Origin of the sequence: Bradyrhizobium sp. JYMT SZCCT0180, from assembly GCF_018130165.1 — a bacterium.
In the GTDB taxonomy this organism is placed as follows: Bacteria; Pseudomonadota; Alphaproteobacteria; order Rhizobiales; family Xanthobacteraceae; genus Bradyrhizobium.
Genome location: NZ_JAFCLZ010000024.1, coordinates 73,900 through 94,666, shown reverse-complemented (window position 1 = coordinate 94,666; position 20,767 = coordinate 73,900). Strand labels below are relative to the sequence as shown.

The following is a 20,767-nucleotide window of genomic DNA, read 5'->3' as shown; positions in this document are numbered from 1 at the left end:
TGCGGGTCGCATGCTGTACGCCATCCTTTGCTACCACGACGAAGACTTCACGGGTTCCTGGACCAAGGAGCAGGACGCCGCGGTCATGACCAAACTGCGGGTCGTGCAGGACAAGCTCACCAAGCAGGGCCGGCTCGGCCCGGTGGCGCGGCTGTTGCCGACCACGTCGGCGACCACCTTGCGCAAGGACGATCCGCCGGTCGTGATCGACGGCCCCTATGCCGAGACCAAGGAGCAGTTGCTCGGCTTCTATGTCGTCGATTGCGAGAATCTCGACGCGGCGCTCGACGTCGCGCGCGATCTCGGCAAGGCCAATCCCGGCGGCGCCTATGAAATCCGTCCGGTTGGCCATTTCACACCCGGGAGCGCCCCGAAATGACCGACACCGCCTGGATCGATAGCGCGCTGACCTCGGCGCGCCCCCAGGCGGTCGGCGCGCTGCTGCGCTATTTCCGTAATCTCGATACCGCCGAGGAAGCCTTCCAGAACGCCTGCCTGCGGGCGCTGAAGAGCTGGCCGCAGAACGGCCCGCCGCGCGACCCCGCGGCGTGGCTGATCATGGTCGGGCGCAACGTCGCGATCGACGACATCAGGCGAGGCCGCAAGCAGGAGCCGCTGCCCGAGGACGACCACGCGATCTCGGACACCGAAGACGCCGAGGAGCAGCTTGCCGAGCGGCTCGACGGCTCGCATTACCGCGACGACATTCTGCGGCTGCTGTTCATCTGCTGCCATCCGGATTTGCCGGCGACGCAGCAGATCGCGCTGGCGCTGCGCATCGTCTCGGGTTTGACCGTCAAGCAGATCGCGCGCGCCTTCCTGGTTTCGGAGGCCGCGATGGAGCAGCGCATCACCCGCGCCAAAGCCCGCGTCGCGGACGCCGATGTGCCGTTCGAGACCCCGGGCGCGGTGGAGCGCACCGAACGGCTGGCTGCGGTAGCCGCGATGATCTACCTGATCTTCAACGAGGGCTATTCGGCGAGCGGCGATACCGCCGAGATCCGCAGCCCGCTGTGCGAGGAGGCGATCCGGCTGGCGCGGCTGTTGCTGCGGCTGTTCCAGAGCGAGCCCGAGATCATGGGGCTGACCGCGCTGTTGTTGCTGCAGCACGCCCGCGCCGCGGCGCGGTTCGATGCCGACGGCGCCGTGATCCTGCTCGACGATCAGGATCGCACGCTGTGGAATAGCAAGATGATCGCCGAGGGGCTGGCGCTGATCGACAAGGCGATGCGCCATCGCCGCAGCGGGCCCTATCAAATTCAGGCGGCGATATCCGCCCTGCATGCCCGCGCCGAAAAGCCCGAGGATACCGACTGGACCCAGATCGATCTGCTGTACGGCGCGCTTGAGATCATGCAGCCGTCGCCTGTGGTCACGCTGAATCGTGCGGTCGCGGTTTCGAAGGTGAAGGGTCCCGAAGCTGCGCTTGACATGATCGAGCCGCTGGCGACGCGGCTGTCGAATTACTTTCATTACTTCGGCGTGCGCGGCGCCTTCCTGATGCAGCTCGGGCGCAACGACGAAGCCCGTGTCGCCTTCGACCGCGCCATCGCACTGGCCAACACCTCGGCCGAAGCCGCCCACATCCGCATGCATCTCGACCGCCTGATGCGCGACAGCCAGCCCCGCGGCGCCAAGGCCGGGAAATAGCCTCGTTCCGCGCGGCGTCAGGCCATCCGGCCTCCCGGATTTGAACCGCGCCCAAACGCCCCGCGACCAATCGGCAACGGTGGAGCACGGGCTCGTGATGATCGATACTTTGCGAAAAGTCGCTTTCGGCGAACCTGCCAGCGCGAGATTTTTCTGCCTGCGCTGGATCGCCCGGCCGCTTCTGTTCGCTTTGCCCGTCCCCTTCGTGGCGGCGTGGTGCGACATCCAGCCAAGCTGGAACACCTTCGTGTTCACGTTGTTCTGCGTTGCCTGGTCCGATTGCGTGGATGGAATTGGAAAGCAGGACCGATAGCTAGCGCCTCGACGACGGTTTCCGCCTGGGCTGAAGCGCCGCTGGAAACGGCGCGCTCACCACCGAATCAATCTTGTCGCAAATCGTCTTTCCAAGGCCGCAATAATACCGTGACGCGGCGAGCGCATTCCTGACCCGGTTGTCGCGCCCCGCCATCTTGATGATCTTGTCGACCAGTTGCGTCGGCGCGACATGAAGCAGGGACGCCAGATCGCCCCGACCGATCTCCGCTTGCTCTTCGAGGCTTGCGCCGCGCAGGGCGATCAGGATCGAATCGAGCTCCAATTGCAGATCCATGTCCTTCCACTCTCGTTCGAGATGAACCGACTTATGTCGCCTCAACCTCGCCCGAGGTTCGACAAGCAGCAGCGGCGCCGGTCATGCGGCGTTCGGAACCGTCTTCGCCGCATTGCGCATCACGCCGGCAACCGCCGTGTATGCCGCGATCCAGGCGTCCTGCACAGGCGGTGTCCACGCGGTTTGCAGGCCCTGTTCGAGCGTCCAAAGCAATGCGGCGCCGACCGAGTCGTAATGCTTGTCGAGGACGCCGTACGCGACATGTTTCCTGCCGAGCGTTTCCAGCACCGGGATCAGCGGCGCGAGATTATCGAGACCGCCGATCACGGTCGCCAGTGCCTGCATCAGCTTCTTGCGCTGCTCCGGCATGTCGGTGCTCTTGAACATGGGGCGCGTCGAGGGGTCGATTTCGAACAGCCGGCCGTAGAACAATGTCGCGGCGGTATCGGCGATCGGGACCACGAGGCTCCAGGTTGTTTTGACAAGCGCTTTCTGGTCGGGGGTCATGGTCGTGCTCCAGAATGAATGACTCTGCAATGATTGGTCTTCGATGAATTTTGTTGGTCGTGCTTTCGCTATCAAAAGCTGCGCGGAAGCTGCGATCGCAATTAACCCTGCTGAGAATATGCAGCCGGGAGATGGCGTTCCCTCGCCGGCGCTTGTGCAGTCAGGACGCGACGCAGGCCGTTTGCAACAGCAGAATAAATCGCTGCGGCGAGATTTCCGACACCGCCGCCGATGACGATCATGGCGTAGGACATCGAGTCCTCAGGCCGGGTTGTTTTGACAAGCGTCTTTTGTTCGCAGGACATTGGTCGTGCTCCAGAATGGATGGGTTTTGCCGGGGTGGCTGTTTCGATTGACAGCCGTTAGTCGCGCCTTCGCGATGAAAGGTTCGTGCCAGGCGCGCGGTTATTTCAATCGCATGTCGCTGATCGCACGCATGAAATCGGCCATGGTGATGTGTGCCATCTCGATCAGAGATGCCCTCGCCAGAGACTGCGTTGGCGGATGCTCCGTCGATTCATGCGGCCCTCCTCCGATTGCTTATGCGGCGTGAGCTGCGGCCCTAAAAAAAGTTCGGCCCGCCTGTCTGTTTACGTCAGGCTCGTTCGTCCTGGAATTGTGCAAATGACAGGAGAAAGCCATGTCCACCATGTCTGCGATTGCCGAGCCCGCGCCGGTCGCCAAAACTGCCCGCTTGACCGGCCGTATTCTCTCCGGCCTGGTCATCGTGTTCCTGCTGTTCGACGGCGCCATCAAGCTGGTACCGTGGCCGGTCGTCACGGAAACGATGGACAAGATGGGTTATGGTTCGAGCGAAACGCTGGCGCGCGGCCTCGGCATCATCACCATCGTCTGCACGGTGCTGTATTCGGTGCCGCCGACCTCGATCCTCGGCGCCATCCTGCTGACCGGTTATCTCGGCGGCGCGATGGCATCCCATGTCCGGATCGATAGCCCGCTGTTTACCCACACGCTGTTCGGGCTTTATCTCGGCCTGATGGTATGGGGTGGGCTGTGGCTGCGCGATCCGGCCTTGCGCAATTTCATTCCTTTCCGCCGCCGACTTGCATCATAATCACCAGCCCGTACGGAGACTGACATGCTCGACATCATTGCCATCGTCGCCGTCGTACTGGCGATTGCCATCGCCGCGATGCTGATTCTGGCCGCGACCAAGCCGGATACGTTCCAGGTCCAGCGCGCGATCAGCATCAAGGCGCCGGCGGACCGGATATTTCCGCTGATCAACGATTTTCACCAATGGCGCAGCTGGTCGCCCTACGAGGACAGGGATCCCGCGCTGAAGCGCACCTATGGCGGCGCCGACAGCGGCAAGGGCGCGGTCTATGCCTGGGACGGCAACAAGAATGTCGGGTCCGGCCGCATGGAAATCCTCGAAACGTCAGTGCCCTCGAGGATCCTCATCAAGCTCGATTTCTTCAAGCCGTTCGAAGGTCACAACACCGCCGAATTCACAATGCTGCCGCAGGGCGATGCTACCCATCTGACCTGGACGATGACCGGGCCCGCCGTGTTCCTGTCCAAGGTGATGCAGGTGTTCATGAACCTGGACCGCATGATCGGCAGGGATTTCGAGACTGGTCTTGCCAATCTGAAGAAGCTCACCGAGAAATGAGCTGAGGAGAAATGGATCGTGTCCCGGACGCGGTGCAGCGTGTAACGCTGCTCCGCAGAGCCGGGACCCACGGACAGAATGGACCCCGGATCAGCGGCGCAACGTCGGAGTCGCGCGAAGCGCGATCCTGAACGCGCTGCGCCGCATCCGGGGAACGGACGAGAGAGTATCGATAACCCAAGGAGCCAACGATGCAGGTCAATCCCTATCTGTTCTTCAACGGAAATTGCGAGGAAGCACTGAAGTATTATGAAAAAGTGCTCGGCGCCAAGATTGACGCGATGATGCGCTATGAAGGCGGGCCGGCCGATATGCCGACCCCGGCGGAATGGAAGAAGAAGATCATGCACGCCAGTTTCACGGTCGACGGCGAGGTGGTGATGGCCTCCGATGCATTTCCCGGCGACTTCCATCAGCCGCAGGGTTTTGCGGTCGCGCTTCAAGTCGAGAACCCCGCCGACGCCGAGCGCCGCTTCAAGGCATTGGCCGATGGCGGCACCGTGAAGATGCCGTTTGCCAAGACCTTTTTCTCCAATGGTTTCGGCATGTGCGTCGACAAGTTCGGCACGCCCTGGATGGTCAACTGCCCGGCAGATATGCAGTCATGACGGTGGGTATTTGACGTTGTAGGGTGGGCAAAGGCGCACTTGCGCCGTGCCCACCCTCTACGTCGCGCAAGGATTGGTGGGCACGCTTGCGCTTTGCCCACCCTACGGGGCGCTACAAATCCTTCACCTGCACGACGGGTAAATCGCGGCGAGTTCGCGCCCGCGCAGCAACAACATCCGCGACGTCAATCCGCCGCGGCGGCTGATCCAGTTACGGACCGGCTCCGGATAGGCCTCCAGCACCGCCTGCGACGCTTCCGGTTCGGCATACATCCGGCCGCGGCGGTCGATCGACCGCGCGCCGTGGAAGCCGAGCACCGCGCGGCGCGTCACGCAGATGCGTTCGTTCGGCACCGTGCTCAGCACCAGCGTGCAGGCCGACAGGCATGGCCCGTCGATCACGACGCGCTCGCCGGACGCGCGCAGGCGCTCGAACAGGTCGAGAAACGGGCCGACCTGTCCGCCGGGGCTGGCGAGGATGCGCACCTCGGCGCGAACAGGTGAAACCGCAGCGCACAGCGTCGCCGCAACAACAATTGCCTTGATGAGCGCCATTCGCATGTGCAGCTCCTTCGTCCCGGAGCTGTTGAATTAGTCAGCGTTGGCGCCCCCGGCAAGGCTTAGTCAGCCGTTCCTTCGTTCCCCGCGCAGCGTCGGCAAGCCGATGCCGGCGGCATCAAAACCGCCGTCGACGGCCAGCACCTGCCCGGTGATGTAGCTGGAGCGGTCGCTGCACAGGAAGAATATCGCTTCCGCCAGTTCTTCTTCGAGGCCGTAACGGTTGAGCGGAATGGCGTCGTGGTAATCGGCGCGGATTTCCGGGGTATGAACTGCCTTCGCCATCGCGGTCTCGACCGGGCCGGGCGCGACGGCGTTGACGCGGATGCCGAGCGAAGCCAGTTCGACCGCGAGCTGCTTTGTCAGATGTGCAAGCCCCGCTTTGCTGGTGCCGTAGGCCGAGCGCAGCGTCGAGGCGCGCACCGCCGAGATCGAGGTGATGTTGACCACTGCGCCGCCGCCATGTTCGCGCATCAGGGGCGCGGCGGCCTTGGTGCAGATAAACGGCCCGGTGAGATTGACCGCGAGGATCCGGTTCCAGTCCTCGTCCGATGTCTCGAGCAGCGGCGCGAACACCGCGACGCCGGCATTGTTGACCAGCGCATCGAGCCGCCCAAAACGCCCGATCACATTTGCCATCGCCGAGGCCACCGCGCCGGCATCGCTGACGTCGCAATGCAGCGCCAGCGTGTTGTCGGGATCGGCCAGCGCCGCGACCGCGCCACGCAGCAATTCGCCCTCGATGTCGAGCAGCGCCACGCGCCAGCCATCGGCGAGAAAGCGTTTTGCGGTCGCAAGCCCGATACCGCGCGCGGCGCCGGTGACGAGTGCGACTTTTGATAGGGAAGGAGGCATGGAGGAGGTCCGCTGGTGATTGATTCTTTCGCTCTATACCCCACGCCGTTCATTGTGTCTCGAACCTGCCGCTAGCCCGCGCTTGCATGCTGCGCCGCATCCGGCGCACGTTCTCAAACCACGCGAGGTCACGGCAACCGAAAGGGTCCGGCAATGATGGTGGTTGACGTCAGGGATATGCCACCGGAGCAATGGCGGCTGGGCGTGGAAACCCGCATGCTGGTTTCGGCGCGCAACGGCGCCAGGCATTTGTGCATTTTCGAGCAATGGATCGCGCCCGGCGCCGGCGCCCCGACGCATTCGCACCCCGTAGAGGAGGTGCTCACCGTGCGCGAGGGCGAAGCCGAAATGTGGCTCGGCGGGGAACACAGCATCGTCACATCGGGGCAATCCCTGATCGTTCCGGCCGGGCAACTGCACGGCTTCCGCAATTCCGGCACAGACATGCTGCACATCCACGCCGTACTGGCGTCGCCAATCTTCGAGGCCACGGTGGAGGGGTCAACGGAAGTGACGCGGCGGTGGGTGCAGGTCTGAGCGAACGCCGAAGCCCAAAAAAAGCCGGCACCGCCGGCTTCTGCGCCTGCGGTGCCGGTTAAGCTCGCCTTCGGGATGGCTCCCGAAGGCTGATTGAACCGATACGAGGGGCTGGCGGTCCCGTATCAGGCCAATTCCGCGGAGGCGCGCTGCATGTTGGACGACATGTCCGATGTGACGGCGCTCTGTTCTTCCACGGCAGCCGCCGTGGAAGCGATGAACTCGTTGACGCTGGCGATCGCCTCCTTGATGGCCGTGAGCGAGCCCACGACCTCGCTGGCGACGCCGTTGAGCTGTTCGATCTCCTTCGAGATCGTGTCGGTGGCGTGCTTGGCCTGATTGGCGAGGTTCTTGACCTCGGAGGCCACCACGGCAAAGCCGCGGCCCGCTTCGCCCGCCCGCGCCGATTCGATGGTGGCGTTCAGCGCCAGAAGGTTGATCTGTCCGGTGATGTTGCCGATCAGCTCGACGATCCCGCTCATGGCCTGCGAAGCGGCGCTGAGTTTCACAGCTTGCGCGTCCGCGGCGTCGACCCGGGCGGTCGCGTTCGCGGCATTCGCCTTGGACTTGGTCATGGTCTCGGAGATTTCCCGGATCGAGGCGCTCATCTCCTCGCTGCCCGCCGCTACCGACTCGATCAGGCCGCGGGCGTTTTCGGCCTTCTTGCGCGCGATCGCCTGGGCGGTGATGTCGGTCGCGTATTTCACCACCTTGAACGGCTTGCCGTTGAGGTCGAGGATCGGATTGTAGGACGCCTGGATCCAGATCTCGCGGCCGCCCTTGGCGATCCGCTTGTATTCCGCCGCCTGATACTGGCCGCGGTTGAGGGTTTCCCAGAATTCGCGATACGCTGGCGCGTTACGCTCGTTCGGCTCGACGAACATGCCGTGATGCTTGCCCTGGATTTCGGGTAGCGAATAGCCGAGCGCGGCGCAGAAATTCGGATTGGCGGTGCGGATGGTGCCGTCCATGTTGAATTCGATCACGGCCTGCGACTTTACGATCGCGGCGATCTGGCCGTCATTGTCGGCGGCTTTCAGCCTCTGCGCGGTGACGTCGGTGGCGAACTTGACCACCTTGAACGGCTTGCCGGCCTCGTTGAGGATCGGATTGTAGCTGGCGAGGATCCAGATTTCCTTGCCGCCCTTGCCGAGGCGCTTGTATTCGGCGGCTTCGTACTGGCCGCGGTTCAGCCGTGCCCAGAACTCGCGATAGGCCGCGCTGTCGCGATCTTCCGGGACCACGAACATGCTGTGGTGCTTGCCCTGGATCTCATCGAGCGGGTAACCGACCGCGCCGAGGAAATTCTCGTTGGCGGTGACGATGGTGCCGTCCATGTTGAATTCGATCACGGCCTGGGCCCGGCTGAGCGCCGCGATCTTGCCGGCGTCCTCCATGCTGTGGATCTTTTGCGCCGTAATGTCGGTCGCGAACTTGATGACCCCGACCGGCTTGCCGCCGCTATCGAGAATGGGATTGTAGGACGCCTGGATCCAGATCTCGCGGCCGCCCTTGCCGAACCGCTTGTATTGCGCCGCCTGGAATTCACCCCGGTTCAGCCGCGCCCAGAATTCGCGATAGGCCGCGCTCTCGCGCTCGGCCGGATCGACGAACATGCCGTGATGCTTGCCCTGGATTTCGGCCAGGGTGTAGCCCACGGCGCCGAGAAAATTCGGGTTCGCGGTGACGATGGTGCCGTCGAGCTTGAACTCGATCACGGCCTGCGACTTGTTGATGGCAGCGGCTTGGGCAAGCGCGCTTTGGGTGTTTGCTTTCTTTAGCAGATTGAACACATGAGGCTCCGCGCTTTTTGAAAAAAATGGGCTGTAATAATTCACTCGGGAAAAAGTTGCAGATACCCGTTTATCAACGGTAAACCATTCTCGCTCGCCAATGTTTCGCCTGATGAAATTCGTGCGACGCGCTCTCCGGTGTGAACTTCCTGTGCGCCTTCATCCATCGCGATAATTTGTCGTGTGTGCACGTTGATGGGCAGAGTGAATGCCTCCGACAGTGCCTGCCGGCCTACGTATTCATACGGAGCAAAATTCTTGAGCTTTTTGAACGTTATGTCCGGTTGACGACACTTTCATACGCCGCCTGGAGCCGTTCACCGACCGACGGCCCCTTCTTGCGTCTGGCAACGCCAAGATGCGACTCGCGCAACTCGTCCATGAACTCTGCCCACATTTTGGGCCCACCCTCGCTGAGTAGCCTGGCGCGGATGCCGAGTTCTTCGGAAACCGGGAGATATTTGTAACCCCAGGCTGCCATCTGCGCGAGGACCGGCAGCAATTCGATGCCCTGTTCGGTCAGCGAATAGATTCCCTTCTGCTTGTGGCTGGGATCGTCCTCGCGGGTGATGATGTCGGCGTCGAGCAACGTCTTCAGCCGGTCGGCGAGGATGTTGGAGGAGATGCCTTCCTCGGACTTGGTCAATAGCTCGCGAAAATGCCGCCGGTTGCCGAACATCATGTCGCGGATGATGAGCAGGCTCCATTTGTCGCCGACCACTTCCAGCGTGAGGTTGATCGGGCAGCCGGAGCGTTGATCGTCGGTCATGGAATTCGTCCCCGAAAAAACTGCTTGCAATATTGCACCGGTTGTCTCAGGATACAACCAGTTGCAAATCGCAATCAGTTAAGGGAGCGCAGAGATGGCAAAGCTGATCATGTGGAACCTGATGACGCTGGACGGCTTCGTCGAAGGGCCGAACCGGGACATCTCCTGGCATGAAGACGTCTGGGGCGAGGAACTGGAGCGATTGTCGATCGAGCAGCTCAACGCCGCCGGCGGATTGCTGTTCGGCCGCGTCACCTATGAGCTGATGGCGAACCATTGGCCGAAGGCGACCGGCGAAGTCGCTGACTTCATGAATGCGGCGCCGAAATACGTGTTCTCGCGCACGCTGAAACAATCCGGTTGGAACAACACGCGGATGTTCGCGGGCGAAGTGGCCGACACCGTCACCAAATTGAAGCGCGATGCGCCGAAGGATATCTTTCTGTTCGGCAGCGCCGATCTGGCTTCGCACCTGATCCCGCACGGCGTGATCGACGAATTCCGCATCGCGCTGAACCCGATTGTCCTTGGCGGCGGAACGCCGTTGTTCAAGCAGGGCGCGCGGACCAGGCTGAAGCTGCTGGACAGCCGGGCGTTGTCGACCGGGATCGTGATCCTGCGCTACGCGCCGGCAGCTTCGAAATAGTTCGCCGCAAATGTCGGTTGGCCAAACCCTGGTTCGTCTTGCTGGCGTGCCTCAACATCCGGAGCTTAGATGTCACTGACCCTGCATTTCCACCCGCTGTCATCATTCTGCTGGAAGGCGCTGATTGCGCTCTATGAGAACGGCGTCCCGTTCACGCCGAAGCTGGTCGATCTCGGCAATCCGGCCGAACGCGCCGCGCTGCTGCAACTGTGGGGAATCGGAAAATTTCCGGTGCTGCAGGACGATGCCAGGGGCGAGATCGTCCCGGAATCGAGCATCGTGATCGAATATCTCGATCGCCATTATCCCGGACGCACGCGATTGCTTCCGGCTGACGCTGACGAGGCCCTGCAGACCCGGCTGCGCGACCGCTTCTACGATCTCTATGTGCACCTGCCGATGCAGAAGATCATGCTCGACCGGCTTCGCCCTGAAGGGAAGAAGGACCCCCACGGCGTCGAGGAGGCGCGGGCGCAGCTGCGCACTTCATACGCGATGATCGACCGGCAGATGGCCGGCGGAGCCTGGGCGATGGGCGATGATTTCGGCCTCGCCGACTGCGCCGCGGCGCCGTCGCTGTTCTACGGCAGCATGGCGCTGCCGTTCGGCGACGGCGAAACAAACCTCGCCGCCTATCTCGAACGACTGAAGGCGCGGCCGTCATTCGCACGGGTGCTGAAGGAGGCCGAGCCCTATTTCAGTATGGTGCCGAAGGAGCGCTGAATGAGTTCCGCAAGCAAGACCGGGATCATCCGCAACCTGTTCGCCGCCTATTTGGCGAACGACCGCGCGGCGGTCGAGTCCGCGTTCACCGATGATTTCCGATTCACCAGCCCCTATGACGACGAAATCGACAAGGCGAGCTATTTCGCGCGGTGCTGGCAGAACAGCGACTGGATCGAACGACAGGATCTCGAAGCGATCATGGTCGAGGGCGAGGCGGCGTTCGTGACCTATCGATGTGTCGCCAGGGAAGGCAAGAGTTTCCGCAATACGGAGTTCTTCGCTTTTGCGGGCGACAGGATCAGGCGCATCGACGTCTATTTCGGCGCGACCTATCAGAACGGCGCATTCGTCAAACAGCAGGGGTAGGGGACCGGGCTCCACAGGACACACCCTCATGGTGAGGAGCGCCGCAGGCGCGTCTCGAACCATGAAGCCCCGATGCGGCCATCCTTCGAGACGGCCGCTTCGCGGCTTCCTCAGGATGAGGGTGCGGTGTTTGATGGGACCATTACCTCCAAAATAATTTCGGAAGCCATGTCGGTGCCGCAAAACCCGGTTCGTCATGTTGACGAGCGATGGTACCGGCCGACCGGCCAGTCCGACAAAACGGAGCGAAACGATGCGATTCATGGTGATTGTGAAGGCCAGCAAGGATACCGAAGCCGGCGTGATGCCGAGTACGGATATGCTGACCGCGATGGGCAAGTTCAACGAGGAACTGGTCAAGGCCGGCATGATGGAGGCCGGCGAGGGCCTGCATCCGTCTTCGAAGGGCGCGCGGGTCAAATATCAGGGCGGAGAGGGCAGTGCCGTCAGAGGGCCGTTCCCCCTGACCAGCGATCTCGTCGCCGGCTTCTGGCTGATCAACGCCAAATCGCTCGACGAGGCGATCGCGTGGATGAAGCGCGCGCCGTTCGACGGCGGCGCCGAGATCGAAATCCGCCAGGTGTTCGCGGCCGAGGATTTTGGCGAGGCGTTCACCCCCGAACTGCGCGAGCAGGAAGATCGCCTGCGCGCGCAGGCTGGAAAGAAATGATGCTCTCTCCTCTCGTCATTCCGGGGCGCGCGTAGCGCGAGCCCGGAATCCATCGGCCGACAAAACATGCGGCCTGATGGATTCCGGGCCTGCGCCTTACGGCGCATCCCCAGATGCGCAATTGCGCATCGGGGAATGACGGAGGTGAGATCGGACTCCGCTTCGAACATATGAAGGAACCACCATGCGATTCATGATGCTGATGATCCCCCTGGGCTATGAGACAGCGGCGCCGGATGTGCAACTCGATCCCGAGCGCGTCACGGCGATGATGAAATACAATGAGGCGCTGAGTGAAGCCGGAGTCCTGATCGCGCTCGACGGGTTGCACCCGCCGTCGATGGGCGCGCGGGTGTCGTTCGCGTCAGGCAAGCCCATCGTCACCGACGGTCCGTTCACCGAGGCCAAGGAAGTGCTCGGCGGCTACTGGATGATCGACGTCAAGTCGCGCGAGGAGGCGATCGCCTGGGCCAAGAAGTGCCCGGCTTCGGAGAACGAGATCATCGAAATCCGCCAGGTGCAGGAGATGGCCGATTTCTCGGAGGAAGTGCAGCAGGCAGCCAAAGGCTTCGAGGAGTTGCAGAAGGGAAATGCGCACAAGGCGCGGTAAAGCGCCGGAACCTTCTCTCGGGATCGCTCTCTTCCCGTCCTATACGGGGCGAGACGAACGAAGCGCGCGCTTGCAGGGGCGCGGCGGGGCCGCTTCCACAACGCATTTCGGCCCGTTAACCTTCCTGAACGCCCAAAATAAGTGACCTTTATAGCCAACTCATGTAAAAGCCTTTCACATGAGTTGGCGCAAAGAACCCCGCCGCCCCGAGCGCGGCTATCATCACGGCAATCTGAAAGAGGCGCTGCTGCAGGCGGCGCTCGGCCTGATCGCCGAAAAGGGCGCGGCCGGCTTCACCTTTGCCGATGCCGCGCGCATGGCCGGCGTCAGCCCGGCGGCGCCTTACCGGCATTTTCGCGACCGCGATGAATTGCTGTCCTCGATCGCGCAGCGCGGCTTCGAGCAGTTCGAGGCGCTCTTGCTGCAAGCCTGGGACGACGGCCGACCCGACACCGTCACGGCGTTCGAGCGGCTCGGCAAAGCCTATCTCGCCTTCGCGCGCAATGAGCCGGCGTTCTACTCGGCGATGTTCGAATCCGGCCTTCCAGTCGATCTTAGTCCGACACTGCAGGCGGCGAGCGAACGCGCCTTCGCCGTGATCAGGGCGGCGGCCGAGCGTCTCGCCGCGCTGGTGCCGCCGGGCATGCCGCGGCCGCCGGCGATGATGATGGCCTTGCACATCTGGTCGATGTCGCACGGCGTGGCGTCGCTGTTCGCGCGGGGCGATGCGGCGCGCCGCAAGCTGCCGATGTCGGCCGAAGATCTCCTGGAAGCCGAAGTGCTGATTTATCTGCGCGGTCTCGGTTTCCCGACCGATCGAAGGCCTGCCGCGAAGGACCCCGCAGACCCCAAGCCACCAGGTCCGCCGCCGGTTCCGCCGGCTGGTCCTTGGGGCTCTCCAAAATAATTTAACGGCGGCCGCTTGCCGCCCGCTTGACAAAAAACGTGGATGGTTTAGGTATGTAAATGTTATTTACATTCACAACGGCGTGATCGCCGTCATGGAGAGGGAAATGGCCTACACCGCAGATGTCAATCGATGGCGCGGCCCCGCTGAAGAAACCAGTCGGCCCCCGCATATGCTGGATAGCCCCTGGCATCCCGGCTGGATCGCCGTAACCATCCTCGGCTTCATCATCTGGTGGCCGATTGGGCTTGCCCTTCTCTTTTTCACACTAGGGAGCAGAAAAATGGGTTGCTGGAGTCATCAGGATCGCTGGCAGAACAAGATGGAGCGGATGCAGTACAAGATGGACCGTATGCGCGGCCGCATGGAGCGCCGTGGTTTCGGCTTCGGTGGTTTCGGCCCGCCCTCGAGCGGCAACCGCGCCTTCGACGAATACCGCACCGAAACGCTGCGGCGCCTCGAGGAAGAGCAGGTCGAATTCCGCGACTTCCTCGATCGCCTGCGTCACGCCAAGGACAAGGAAGAGTTCGACCAGTTCATGGCGCAGCACAAGCCGCGCCCGACCCCGCCGAACGATCAGCCGCAAAGCTGAAACTCGAAGGGCTGAACTTCAAGTCGTGAGCTAACGCCTCGGGCGATGTGCCCCCATAGCGCCTGAAGGCTAACGAGCCGCCCGTTTGTGATCAGCACAGACGGGCGGTTTGCTGTTGCCGGCCTGACGTTGCATCTGCCGTCGCCGGCTCAAAGTAGTTTGGTGAAATGGAAACGGCGAATTCCGCCGCCCAGCGTCTTGTTGCTGGCCGCGATGGCGACCTCTTCGCGGACCAATTGATATCCGGCGTTTCGATAGAGCAACAGGGCATCGCCCTGTAACTCTGAAGTGCTCAAGTCCATCCGGAACCGGTTACGTCGTCGGCACTCGTCTTCCGCGAAACCCAGCATTCTTCGTGCGATGCCCTGACGACGGGCATCGGGCTCAACGTACATGCGGCGAAGCTCCATCGCGTCTATCGATGATGGCTCAAGTCCAAACATTCCGACGACTTTCTCTCCCTCGACCGCTACCCAGAAGCCGCCCAGCTTTCTGCCGTAATAGCTGTCGATCTGATCGATCTCTTCCCTGAGAGAAGCCGCGATATAGTCTTCAAATGCCAGCTTCATCGGAGGCGGCGCCAACAGCCGATTGACCCTGACAAACAGGTCTCGCACATGCTCCGCATCGTCGATCTTGAATGGGCGGATATCGATCACTGATTCCATCCGGGGCCGCCTCCGCACAGCGCACCGAAGATGAAAGATGGCCGGCTGCCGCCAATATCGGGTGCTGCGCCATTGCCCGCAACCGGCCAGAAGCGACGCTGCTTTGTACTGGCGGAGTTCCCTGGACTGCCTATATTCGCGCCGATGCTACATTTGGGGCCAATGGCGATGACGCAGAACGCAATTGCACCAGTCGACCAGCTCTGGCGATCCCTCCGCCGCGAGGCCGAAAGCGTCCTCGCCAGCGATCCGCTGTTCGGCGCTTCGCTGTCGTCAGCGATCCTCGATCATGCCGATTTCAGTCGCGCGCTCGCCCATCAGATCGGCGAACGGCTCGGCAAGACCGCTGATGACCGCGAGTTGTTCGCACGCGTGGCCCGTGAGGCCTTTCACGCCGCGCCCGACCTGATCGACGCGGCGAGCCGCGATCTGCAAAGCATTGCCGTTCACGATCCTGCGACCAAAGGGCTGCTGCCGCCGCTGCTCAACTTCAAGGGCTACGTCGCGCTGCAGGCCTGGCGCGTGTCCAACTGGCTCTGGCGTCACGAGCGAACCGACCTCGCCCTGTTGTTACAAAGCCTGTCGTCGGATTCGCTTCAGGTCAGCATTCACCCTTCCGCCTCGATCGGCACCTCGGTGTTTCTCGATCACGCGACCGGCATCATCGTCGGCGCCTTCGCTGTCATCGGCGACGAGGTGACGATCCTGCAAAACGTCACCATCGGCCGGAAACAGGCAATGCCGGGCCGCGCGCCGCGGATCGGCCGCGGCGTGCTGCTCAGCACCGGCGCCACGATCCTGGGCGACGTAAGCATCGGCGACTTCGCCAAGATCGGCGCCGGCGCGCTCATCGAGCAAGACGTGCCGGCCGGATGCACTGCCGTCGGCATGCCGGCGCGATTGACGAACTGCCCGCAGCCGAAGATTTCCGCCTGAGCAAAGCGTTTGCGCAGGGACGCGCTGGGAGCTGCGTCGCTCCTCGCGCAAGCACGATCTCGTGCAGGGGGCGCGACAAATCGACCCGACGGGCAAATCAGTTCTGATTTAAAGAAATCGTGTCAAGCCCCGAAATAAAAAATATTTCTGTTTAACAGAATGAAAATCAGGTGCATATATTTGGCCATCCCGTCCTACTCAGAAGGGCGTCGGCCGTCGTCACGGACGTTGGGCGGGTTGCGGTGGACGCTGGTTTGCGCTGAGACGATGGGCGTGGATAAGCGTACGGCAAAACCGTGTGGTCCTGGCGCCCGTTGCCGGCGTCAAGTTGCCGGAGAAGCGCGAGCTGAACCGGCAGCGACGGAGTCAACAAAGAACTCGTCTCCGGGGAGATCACGGCATAAGCCGTAAAGCCACTGCGCAGGGAAGGCCGGGTGTTCACCGCTGCCCTGTATGCTCGTGTGCATTTGTTTTGTGCAAACCGCACGCGAGACCGCGGGTGCAGCGCGCACCCGGTCTTCCCTGCGCCCTCTCGATAAGAGGGCGGGAAGTTTCTGGCAAAGCTCGGGCGCAATGCGTCGCGAGAATGCGACGACATATTCAGTTGTCGTCACCCGCCCGAGTGCGCAATTGCGCACGGGGGGCGGGTGACCCAGTATTCCAGAGGCGCCAGTGATAGATCCGATAAGCCGCGGCGTACTGGATCCCCGCCTGCGCGGGGATGACGGGCCACTTGTCCGGGAACCCGGTTCCAGCCCCCGTAACCGCCCGGCCTGCCTTGATTTCCGGCAGTCAAATTGTCCTTTGGTAACCTCGCATTAACCAAGATTAGCGTCTGGTTAGGGACGTAAAGACGCGCGGATAGCCCTCGTTTTGACACGTTGGCAGGGGAAGCAGGACCCGGCTTTGGACGGGCCCCCCATGCGACACCAATGAGGCTCTCGCGCTGGCGCAATTTTCGCCGCGCCCGATGCGCGGCTGTGGAACCGGCAGCCAGTCGCTCCCGGAGGAATTTGGGAAGGAGCATGATCCGGAAAAGTGGGACCCGGTTTTCCGAAAAGATCATGCTCCAAACAAGAGACAGAGCATGATCCGGAAAAGTGGGACCCGGTTTTCCGAAAGGATCATGCTCCAAACAAGAGATAGAGCATGATCCGGAAACGTGGAAACCGGTTTTCCGAAGAGGGTCATGCCCAAACGAGAGCATTGAGAGGATTTGATCTGGTGATCCGGAGATTCCTGCAGTTCGTGACGCTGGCCTGCCTTCTGGCAACGGCTTCGTCCGCCAGCGCCCAACAGGTCGAAACGCAATCGCTGTCGCTGGCCGCGTCAGACGTGTCGCTGATTTCGCTGTTCCTGCAGGCGCACTGGGTCGTCAAATCAGTGATGATGGGGCTGCTCGCCTGTTCGGTCTGGGTCTGGGCGATCGCCATCGACAAGATCTTTCTCTATGCGCGCACCAAGCGCGCGATGGACCGTTTCGAACAGGCGTTCTGGTCCGGGCAATCGATCGAGGAGCTTTACCGCTCGCTCTCCGCCAAGCCGACCCAATCCATGGCAGCGTGCTTTGTCGCGGCGATGCGCGAATGGAAACGTTCGTTCGAGAGCCAGACCAGGTCCTTTGCCGGCCTGCAGATGCGGATCGAGAAGGTGATGAACGTCTCCATCGCCCGTGAAGTGGAGCGGCTGGAACGGCGGCTTCTGGTGCTGGCCACGGTCGGCTCGGCCGGGCCGTTCGTCGGCCTGTTCGGAACCGTCTGGGGCATCATGTCGAGCTTCCAGTCGATCGCGGCCTCGAAGAACACCTCGCTGGCGGTGGTGGCGCCTGGTATCGCGGAGGCGCTGTTTGCCACGGCGATCGGCCTTATCGCTGCCATTCCGGCGACTATTTTCTACAATAAGTTCATCTCCGAGGTGAACCGGCAGGCCCAGCGGCTGGAGGGGTTCGCCGACGAATTTTCAGCGATCCTGTCGCGCCAGATCGACGAGCGGGCATGATCCCGAAAAGTGGAAACCGGTTTTCGGACCAGATCATGCCCCGGATAAACGGCGTGAGGAGCGGTCAATCGTGAGCATTGTGGGCATCCGATCATGGCGATGAACATGGCAGGTTCGGCAGGTGGCGGTGGACGCCGCGGCCGGCGACGCGCCGCCGTGATGGCGGAGATCAACGTCACGCCGATGGTGGACGTGATGCTGGTGCTCTTGATCATCTTCATGGTGGCCGCGCCCCTGATGACCTCGACCATCGATATCGATTTGCCGGTCGCCAGCGGCGGCAAGTCGCTGGCGTCGAACGCCCCGCCATTGACGCTGTCGGTCAAGCGCACCGGCGGCGCCTGCAACTCGAATGTCGAACTATATCTGGGGGATACATTGATCCCTGCCGCCGACTTGTTGCCCAAAATCAAGGCTATAAGGGAAACCCGGTCGGAGGCCGAGAGCGTGGTCTATCTGCGCGGCGATAAAGACGTCTGTTACACAGATATGATGAAATTGTTGGGTTATATTCGGACCGCGGGGTTCAAGGCGAACATCGTGATCGTCCCCGAGCAGGGCTCGTGAGCGCCAGCGTATTCGCACGGGGTGGAAGCTGAAGTGCGCGAGCGGAGCGAGAAACGTACGTGAGCGGAGCGGAAAGACTTAAGTGAAGCTCAAGATCGACAAGACACTGGCTGCGTCGGTCGCCCTGCACGTCCTCGTGCTGGGGTACGGACTGGTGTCGTTCTCGACCAAGGCTTACGAGATGACGCCGGAGGAATCGGTCGCCGTCGATGTCATTTCCCCTGACCAGCTCGCCAAGGTCATGGCCGGCCAGAAGACCGGCAAGAAGGAAAATCCGAAGCCGCTGGTGGACAAGGTTGCCGAGGCCAAGCCGCTCGAAGACGCGGTCGGCAAGGTGACCGAGAAGGCGCCTGTGATCACCGAAATGGCGCCGCCCAAGGCGGAAGAGAAGCCGGTTGAGAAAAAACCGGACCCGCCGAAGGTTGCCGAAAAGGCAAAGGAAGAGCCGAAGCCGGACAAGAAGCCCGATCCGCCCAAGGTCGATCCGATCGCGGAAGAGATGATGAAGGCGAACGCAGAGGCGGAGGCAAAGGCCAAGGCTGAGGCGAGGGCAAAAGCCAAGGCGGAAGCGAAGGCCAAGGCAGAGGCGAAAGCCAAGGCCGAAGCCGAGGCGAAAGCCAAAGCGGATGCCAAGGCCAAGACGGAAGATCCGTTGGTCAGTATCGCAGCGCTGCTCGACAAGCGGGACCCGTCGCGAAAGGCCGCGACCGGCGACACCTTGAATTCGAATGCCGCCCTGGGCACCGCCAAGGGCACAGCCGCAGACAACTCCGCGACCTGGGGATCGATGTTCAAGCAGCAGGTCGAGCGATGCTGGAAGAAGCCCTATGGCGGCATCGAGTCGCAGAAGCCGGAAGCGGCGTTTGCGATCCGCCTGAAGCGCGACGGTACGCTCGAGGGAATGCCGGTTCCGGAAGGAACGCCGGCAACGCCGTATTTGCGCGTCTATCAGGAGAGCGCGTTGCGCGCGATCATCGAATGCCAGCCGTACAAGCTGCCTGCGGCGTTTTTCGAGGAATGGAAATATTTTGCGCCGGTGTTCACCGAACAGAAGACCTGAAGCTTTTGTAATTTGGTGGTCACCTCCCGGCAATCACGGATATGAGCAAAGTCGAAGCGATGACTGACAAAGATGGATTGCCGAACATGCTGTTTCGCCCGAGCCGCCGGCAGATCATTACCGGGATGGCGTCAGCGGGCCTGCTGATGGGCGGCCAGCGCGCCTTCGGCCAGGCGCCGAAACGCATCATTGTGCCCGAGGGCGAATTCACGCCGCTCCCCATCGCGATCCCGAATTTCGCCGCCGGCACACCGGCGGACGCCGAGGTCGGCGTCGGCGTCACGCAGGTCATCACCAACAACCTCAAGCGCAGCGGTCTGTTCGCGCCGATCGACCAGGCGGCCTACGTCGAAAAGACCATCAACATCGACGCGGCACCGAGCTTCCAAAACTGGAAAACCATCAACGCGCAGGCGCTGGTGACCGGCCGCATGACGCGGCAGGGCGACGGCCGTCTCAAGGCCGAATTCCGGCTCTGGGACGTCAACACCGGCCAGCAGCTCACCGGCCAGCAATATTTCACCTCGCCGGAATACTGGCGCCGGATCGCCCACATCATCTCCGACCAGATCTACGAGCGCCTGACCGGCGAAAAGGGCTACTTCGACAGCCGCGTGGTGTTCGTCGACGAGAGCGGCTCCAAGGAACGCCGCGTCAAGCGGCTGGCCTTGATGGATCAGGACGGCGCCAACGTGAAATATCTGACGCGCGGCGCCGACCTGGTGCTGACGCCGCGGTTTTCGCCGTCGACCCAGGAAATCACCTATATGGAGTTCGGGCAGGGCGACCCGCGCGTCTATTTGTTCAACATCGAGACCGGGCAGCGCGAGATCGTCGGCAACTTCCCGGGCATGTCGTTCTCGCCGCGCTTCTCGCCGGACGGCCAGCGCGTCATCATGAGCCTGCAGCAGGGCGGCAATTCGAATCTGTTCGTGATGGACCTGCGCTCGAAATCGACGACGCGGCTGACCGACACGCCGGCGATCGACACCTCGCCGTCCTATTCGCCGGACGGCGCCCGCATCTGTTTTGAGTCCGATCGCGGCGGCAAGCCGCAGATCTATGTGATGCCGGCGACCGGCGGCGGGGCGCAGCGCATTTCGTTCCAGGAGGGCAGCTATTCGACGCCGGTGTGGTCGCCGCGCGGCGACTACATCGCCTTCACCAAGCAGGGTGGTGGTCAGTTCGCGATCGGCATCATGAAGCCGGACGGATCGGGCGAACGCATTCTCACTTCGGGCTTCCACAACGAAGGCCCGACCTTTGCGCCGAACGGCAGGGTGCTGATGTTCTTCCGCGAGCCCGGCGGCAACAGCGGCCCTTCATTGTTCACCGTCGATATCTCCGGGCGCAACGAGCTGCGGGTCCCGACCCCCGGCTTCGCCTCCGATCCGGCATGGTCTCCGCTGTTGTCCTGAGCGTTCCACGGGTTGGGGCGTTAATCGGCAAACATTGCCTAGCGCGCTGATTTATCAGGCGGATTTCTGCAGCCTGAAAC

At 62.2% G+C, this 20,767-nt stretch carries 25 protein-coding genes; 18 read left to right on the top strand and 7 right to left on the bottom strand.

Translation table 11 applies throughout. The annotated features are described in order from the left end of the window. Window positions 1-10 precede the first annotated feature (10 nt). Together JQ641_RS30170 and JQ641_RS30165 are read left to right on the top strand one after the other, a co-directional pair. Window positions 11-379, top strand: coding sequence for a YciI family protein (locus JQ641_RS30170; protein WP_192736849.1), 369 nt, complete (start codon window positions 11-13; stop codon window positions 377-379). Continuing rightward, entirely contained in the window at window positions 376-1,650 is a 1,275-nt protein-coding gene (locus tag JQ641_RS30165; RefSeq protein WP_211999486.1) for an RNA polymerase sigma factor, read from the top strand. The genes JQ641_RS30170 and JQ641_RS30165 overlap by 4 nt, the downstream gene beginning before the upstream one ends. A 313-nt stretch (window positions 1,651-1,963) precedes the next feature. Here JQ641_RS30165 and JQ641_RS30160 read toward each other — a convergent pair whose 3' ends face one another. Beyond that, on the bottom strand, window positions 1,964-2,260 hold the full coding sequence (locus JQ641_RS30160; RefSeq protein WP_211999485.1) for a hypothetical protein: 297 nt from the start codon (window positions 2,258-2,260) through the stop codon (window positions 1,964-1,966). A gap of 81 nt (window positions 2,261-2,341) precedes the next feature. After that, entirely contained in the window at window positions 2,342-2,767 is a 426-nt protein-coding gene (locus JQ641_RS30155; protein WP_211999484.1) for a globin family protein, read from the bottom strand. A gap of 649 nt (window positions 2,768-3,416) precedes the next feature. Between JQ641_RS30155 and JQ641_RS30150 the strand changes: the two genes are divergently transcribed. The 3 genes from JQ641_RS30150 (at window position 3,417) to JQ641_RS30140 (ending at window position 5,011) form a co-directional block, all read left to right on the top strand. Beyond that, a complete protein-coding gene (locus JQ641_RS30150) occupies window positions 3,417-3,842 on the top strand; it encodes a DoxX family protein (protein ID WP_211999531.1) in 426 nt (141 codons plus the stop codon). 24 nt (window positions 3,843-3,866) lie between these two features. After that, complete coding sequence (locus JQ641_RS30145) at window positions 3,867-4,403, top strand: SRPBCC family protein (protein ID WP_211999483.1); 537 nt, start codon at window positions 3,867-3,869, stop codon at window positions 4,401-4,403. 191 nt (window positions 4,404-4,594) lie between these two features. Continuing rightward, window positions 4,595-5,011 carry a VOC family protein gene (locus JQ641_RS30140; protein WP_211999482.1) on the top strand — a complete coding sequence of 139 codons (417 nt, stop codon included), beginning with the start codon at window positions 4,595-4,597 and terminating at the stop codon, window positions 5,009-5,011. 123 nt (window positions 5,012-5,134) lie between these two features. Here JQ641_RS30140 and JQ641_RS30135 read toward each other — a convergent pair whose 3' ends face one another. After that, window positions 5,135-5,566, bottom strand: a complete 432-nt coding sequence (locus JQ641_RS30135; protein WP_249150850.1) for a hypothetical protein — start codon at window positions 5,564-5,566, stop codon at window positions 5,135-5,137. A gap of 69 nt (window positions 5,567-5,635) precedes the next feature. After that, window positions 5,636-6,424 (bottom strand): SDR family NAD(P)-dependent oxidoreductase, encoded by a 789-nt coding sequence (locus JQ641_RS30130; RefSeq protein WP_211999480.1) that lies wholly within the window; start codon window positions 6,422-6,424, stop codon window positions 5,636-5,638. 153 nt (window positions 6,425-6,577) lie between these two features. On the opposite strand from JQ641_RS30130, the gene JQ641_RS30125 reads away from it, so the two are divergent. Next, the gene (locus JQ641_RS30125) at window positions 6,578-6,961 is read left to right on the top strand and encodes a cupin domain-containing protein (RefSeq protein ID WP_349628645.1); all 384 of its coding nucleotides are present in this window, start codon (window positions 6,578-6,580) and stop codon (window positions 6,959-6,961) included. A 125-nt stretch (window positions 6,962-7,086) separates the two neighbouring features. Here JQ641_RS30125 and JQ641_RS30120 read toward each other — a convergent pair whose 3' ends face one another. Continuing rightward, on the bottom strand, window positions 7,087-8,754 hold the full coding sequence (locus tag JQ641_RS30120) for a methyl-accepting chemotaxis protein (protein ID WP_502755013.1): 1,668 nt from the start codon (window positions 8,752-8,754) through the stop codon (window positions 7,087-7,089). Between the two features lie 274 nt (window positions 8,755-9,028). Then, window positions 9,029-9,523, bottom strand: coding sequence for a winged helix-turn-helix transcriptional regulator (locus JQ641_RS30115; RefSeq protein ID WP_211999479.1), 495 nt, complete (start codon window positions 9,521-9,523; stop codon window positions 9,029-9,031). Between the two features lie 94 nt (window positions 9,524-9,617). On the opposite strand from JQ641_RS30115, the gene JQ641_RS30110 reads away from it, so the two are divergent. The 7 genes from JQ641_RS30110 to JQ641_RS30080 all read left to right on the top strand — a co-directional run bounded on the left by JQ641_RS30110 (window position 9,618) and on the right by JQ641_RS30080 (window position 14,040). After that, on the top strand, window positions 9,618-10,169 hold the full coding sequence (locus JQ641_RS30110) for a dihydrofolate reductase family protein (RefSeq protein WP_211999478.1): 552 nt from the start codon (window positions 9,618-9,620) through the stop codon (window positions 10,167-10,169). Window positions 10,170-10,238: 69 nt separating this feature from the next. Next, window positions 10,239-10,892: a glutathione S-transferase family protein gene (locus JQ641_RS30105; RefSeq protein ID WP_211999477.1), complete on the top strand. Its 654-nt coding sequence runs from the start codon at window positions 10,239-10,241 to the stop codon at window positions 10,890-10,892. Beyond that, on the top strand, window positions 10,893-11,261 hold the full coding sequence (locus tag JQ641_RS30100) for a nuclear transport factor 2 family protein (protein ID WP_211999476.1): 369 nt from the start codon (window positions 10,893-10,895) through the stop codon (window positions 11,259-11,261). A 253-nt stretch (window positions 11,262-11,514) separates the two neighbouring features. Continuing rightward, window positions 11,515-11,931: a YciI family protein gene (locus tag JQ641_RS30095; RefSeq protein ID WP_211999475.1), complete on the top strand. Its 417-nt coding sequence runs from the start codon at window positions 11,515-11,517 to the stop codon at window positions 11,929-11,931. A gap of 184 nt (window positions 11,932-12,115) precedes the next feature. Then, complete coding sequence (locus JQ641_RS30090) at window positions 12,116-12,541, top strand: YciI family protein (RefSeq protein ID WP_211999474.1); 426 nt, start codon at window positions 12,116-12,118, stop codon at window positions 12,539-12,541. Between the two features lie 178 nt (window positions 12,542-12,719). Beyond that, a complete protein-coding gene (locus tag JQ641_RS30085; protein WP_211999473.1) occupies window positions 12,720-13,448 on the top strand; it encodes a TetR/AcrR family transcriptional regulator in 729 nt (242 codons plus the stop codon). Between the two features lie 106 nt (window positions 13,449-13,554). Beyond that, window positions 13,555-14,040, top strand: a complete 486-nt coding sequence (locus JQ641_RS30080; RefSeq protein WP_211999528.1) for a DUF2852 domain-containing protein — start codon at window positions 13,555-13,557, stop codon at window positions 14,038-14,040. Between the two features lie 149 nt (window positions 14,041-14,189). Here JQ641_RS30080 and JQ641_RS30075 read toward each other — a convergent pair whose 3' ends face one another. Then, window positions 14,190-14,708 (bottom strand): GNAT family N-acetyltransferase, encoded by a 519-nt coding sequence (locus JQ641_RS30075; RefSeq protein ID WP_211999472.1) that lies wholly within the window; start codon window positions 14,706-14,708, stop codon window positions 14,190-14,192. A 168-nt stretch (window positions 14,709-14,876) separates the two neighbouring features. On the opposite strand from JQ641_RS30075, the gene JQ641_RS30070 reads away from it, so the two are divergent. From JQ641_RS30070 to tolB, 5 genes are all read left to right on the top strand, one after another. Beyond that, window positions 14,877-15,644 (top strand): serine acetyltransferase domain-containing protein, encoded by a 768-nt coding sequence (locus JQ641_RS30070; RefSeq protein WP_211999471.1) that lies wholly within the window; start codon window positions 14,877-14,879, stop codon window positions 15,642-15,644. Window positions 15,645-16,958: 1,314 nt separating this feature from the next. After that, complete coding sequence (gene tolQ, locus JQ641_RS30065; RefSeq protein ID WP_192736952.1) at window positions 16,959-17,642, top strand: protein TolQ; 684 nt, start codon at window positions 16,959-16,961, stop codon at window positions 17,640-17,642. A 93-nt stretch (window positions 17,643-17,735) separates the two neighbouring features. Then, complete coding sequence (locus tag JQ641_RS30060; protein ID WP_192736829.1) at window positions 17,736-18,209, top strand: biopolymer transporter ExbD; 474 nt, start codon at window positions 17,736-17,738, stop codon at window positions 18,207-18,209. Between the two features lie 82 nt (window positions 18,210-18,291). Next, window positions 18,292-19,269 (top strand): cell envelope integrity protein TolA, encoded by a 978-nt coding sequence (gene tolA, locus JQ641_RS30055; RefSeq protein WP_211999470.1) that lies wholly within the window; start codon window positions 18,292-18,294, stop codon window positions 19,267-19,269. An 86-nt stretch (window positions 19,270-19,355) separates the two neighbouring features. Further along, entirely contained in the window at window positions 19,356-20,687 is a 1,332-nt protein-coding gene (tolB, locus tag JQ641_RS30050; RefSeq protein WP_211999527.1) for a Tol-Pal system beta propeller repeat protein TolB, read from the top strand. The last annotated feature ends 80 nt before the right edge of the window (window positions 20,688-20,767 follow it).

What these genes read in the sequence shown, in the direction of transcription:
- JQ641_RS30170 (WP_192736849.1), top strand. Translation starts at nt 11, where the DNA reads ATGCTGTACGCCATCCTTTGCTACCACGACGAAGACTTCACGGGTTCC.
- JQ641_RS30165 (WP_211999486.1), top strand. Translation starts at nt 376, where the DNA reads ATGACCGACACCGCCTGGATCGATAGCGCGCTGACCTCGGCGCGCCCC.
- JQ641_RS30160 (WP_211999485.1), bottom strand. Translation starts at nt 2,260, where the DNA reads ATGGATCTGCAATTGGAGCTCGATTCGATCCTGATCGCCCTGCGCGGC.
- JQ641_RS30155 (WP_211999484.1), bottom strand. Translation starts at nt 2,767, where the DNA reads ATGACCCCCGACCAGAAAGCGCTTGTCAAAACAACCTGGAGCCTCGTG.
- JQ641_RS30150 (WP_211999531.1), top strand. Translation starts at nt 3,417, where the DNA reads ATGTCTGCGATTGCCGAGCCCGCGCCGGTCGCCAAAACTGCCCGCTTG.
- JQ641_RS30145 (WP_211999483.1), top strand. Translation starts at nt 3,867, where the DNA reads ATGCTCGACATCATTGCCATCGTCGCCGTCGTACTGGCGATTGCCATC.
- JQ641_RS30140 (WP_211999482.1), top strand. Translation starts at nt 4,595, where the DNA reads ATGCAGGTCAATCCCTATCTGTTCTTCAACGGAAATTGCGAGGAAGCA.
- JQ641_RS30135 (WP_249150850.1), bottom strand. Translation starts at nt 5,566, where the DNA reads ATGGCGCTCATCAAGGCAATTGTTGTTGCGGCGACGCTGTGCGCTGCG.
- JQ641_RS30130 (WP_211999480.1), bottom strand. Translation starts at nt 6,424, where the DNA reads ATGCCTCCTTCCCTATCAAAAGTCGCACTCGTCACCGGCGCCGCGCGC.
- JQ641_RS30125 (WP_349628645.1), top strand. Translation starts at nt 6,578, where the DNA reads ATGATGGTGGTTGACGTCAGGGATATGCCACCGGAGCAATGGCGGCTG.
- JQ641_RS30115 (WP_211999479.1), bottom strand. Translation starts at nt 9,523, where the DNA reads ATGACCGACGATCAACGCTCCGGCTGCCCGATCAACCTCACGCTGGAA.
- JQ641_RS30110 (WP_211999478.1), top strand. Translation starts at nt 9,618, where the DNA reads ATGGCAAAGCTGATCATGTGGAACCTGATGACGCTGGACGGCTTCGTC.
- JQ641_RS30105 (WP_211999477.1), top strand. Translation starts at nt 10,239, where the DNA reads ATGTCACTGACCCTGCATTTCCACCCGCTGTCATCATTCTGCTGGAAG.
- JQ641_RS30100 (WP_211999476.1), top strand. Translation starts at nt 10,893, where the DNA reads ATGAGTTCCGCAAGCAAGACCGGGATCATCCGCAACCTGTTCGCCGCC.
- JQ641_RS30095 (WP_211999475.1), top strand. Translation starts at nt 11,515, where the DNA reads ATGCGATTCATGGTGATTGTGAAGGCCAGCAAGGATACCGAAGCCGGC.
- JQ641_RS30090 (WP_211999474.1), top strand. Translation starts at nt 12,116, where the DNA reads ATGCGATTCATGATGCTGATGATCCCCCTGGGCTATGAGACAGCGGCG.
- JQ641_RS30085 (WP_211999473.1), top strand. Translation starts at nt 12,720, where the DNA reads ATGAGTTGGCGCAAAGAACCCCGCCGCCCCGAGCGCGGCTATCATCAC.
- JQ641_RS30080 (WP_211999528.1), top strand. Translation starts at nt 13,555, where the DNA reads ATGGCCTACACCGCAGATGTCAATCGATGGCGCGGCCCCGCTGAAGAA.
- JQ641_RS30075 (WP_211999472.1), bottom strand. Translation starts at nt 14,708, where the DNA reads ATGGAATCAGTGATCGATATCCGCCCATTCAAGATCGACGATGCGGAG.
- JQ641_RS30070 (WP_211999471.1), top strand. Translation starts at nt 14,877, where the DNA reads ATGACGCAGAACGCAATTGCACCAGTCGACCAGCTCTGGCGATCCCTC.
- JQ641_RS30060 (WP_192736829.1), top strand. Translation starts at nt 17,736, where the DNA reads ATGGCGATGAACATGGCAGGTTCGGCAGGTGGCGGTGGACGCCGCGGC.
- tolB (WP_211999527.1), top strand. Translation starts at nt 19,356, where the DNA reads ATGCTGTTTCGCCCGAGCCGCCGGCAGATCATTACCGGGATGGCGTCA.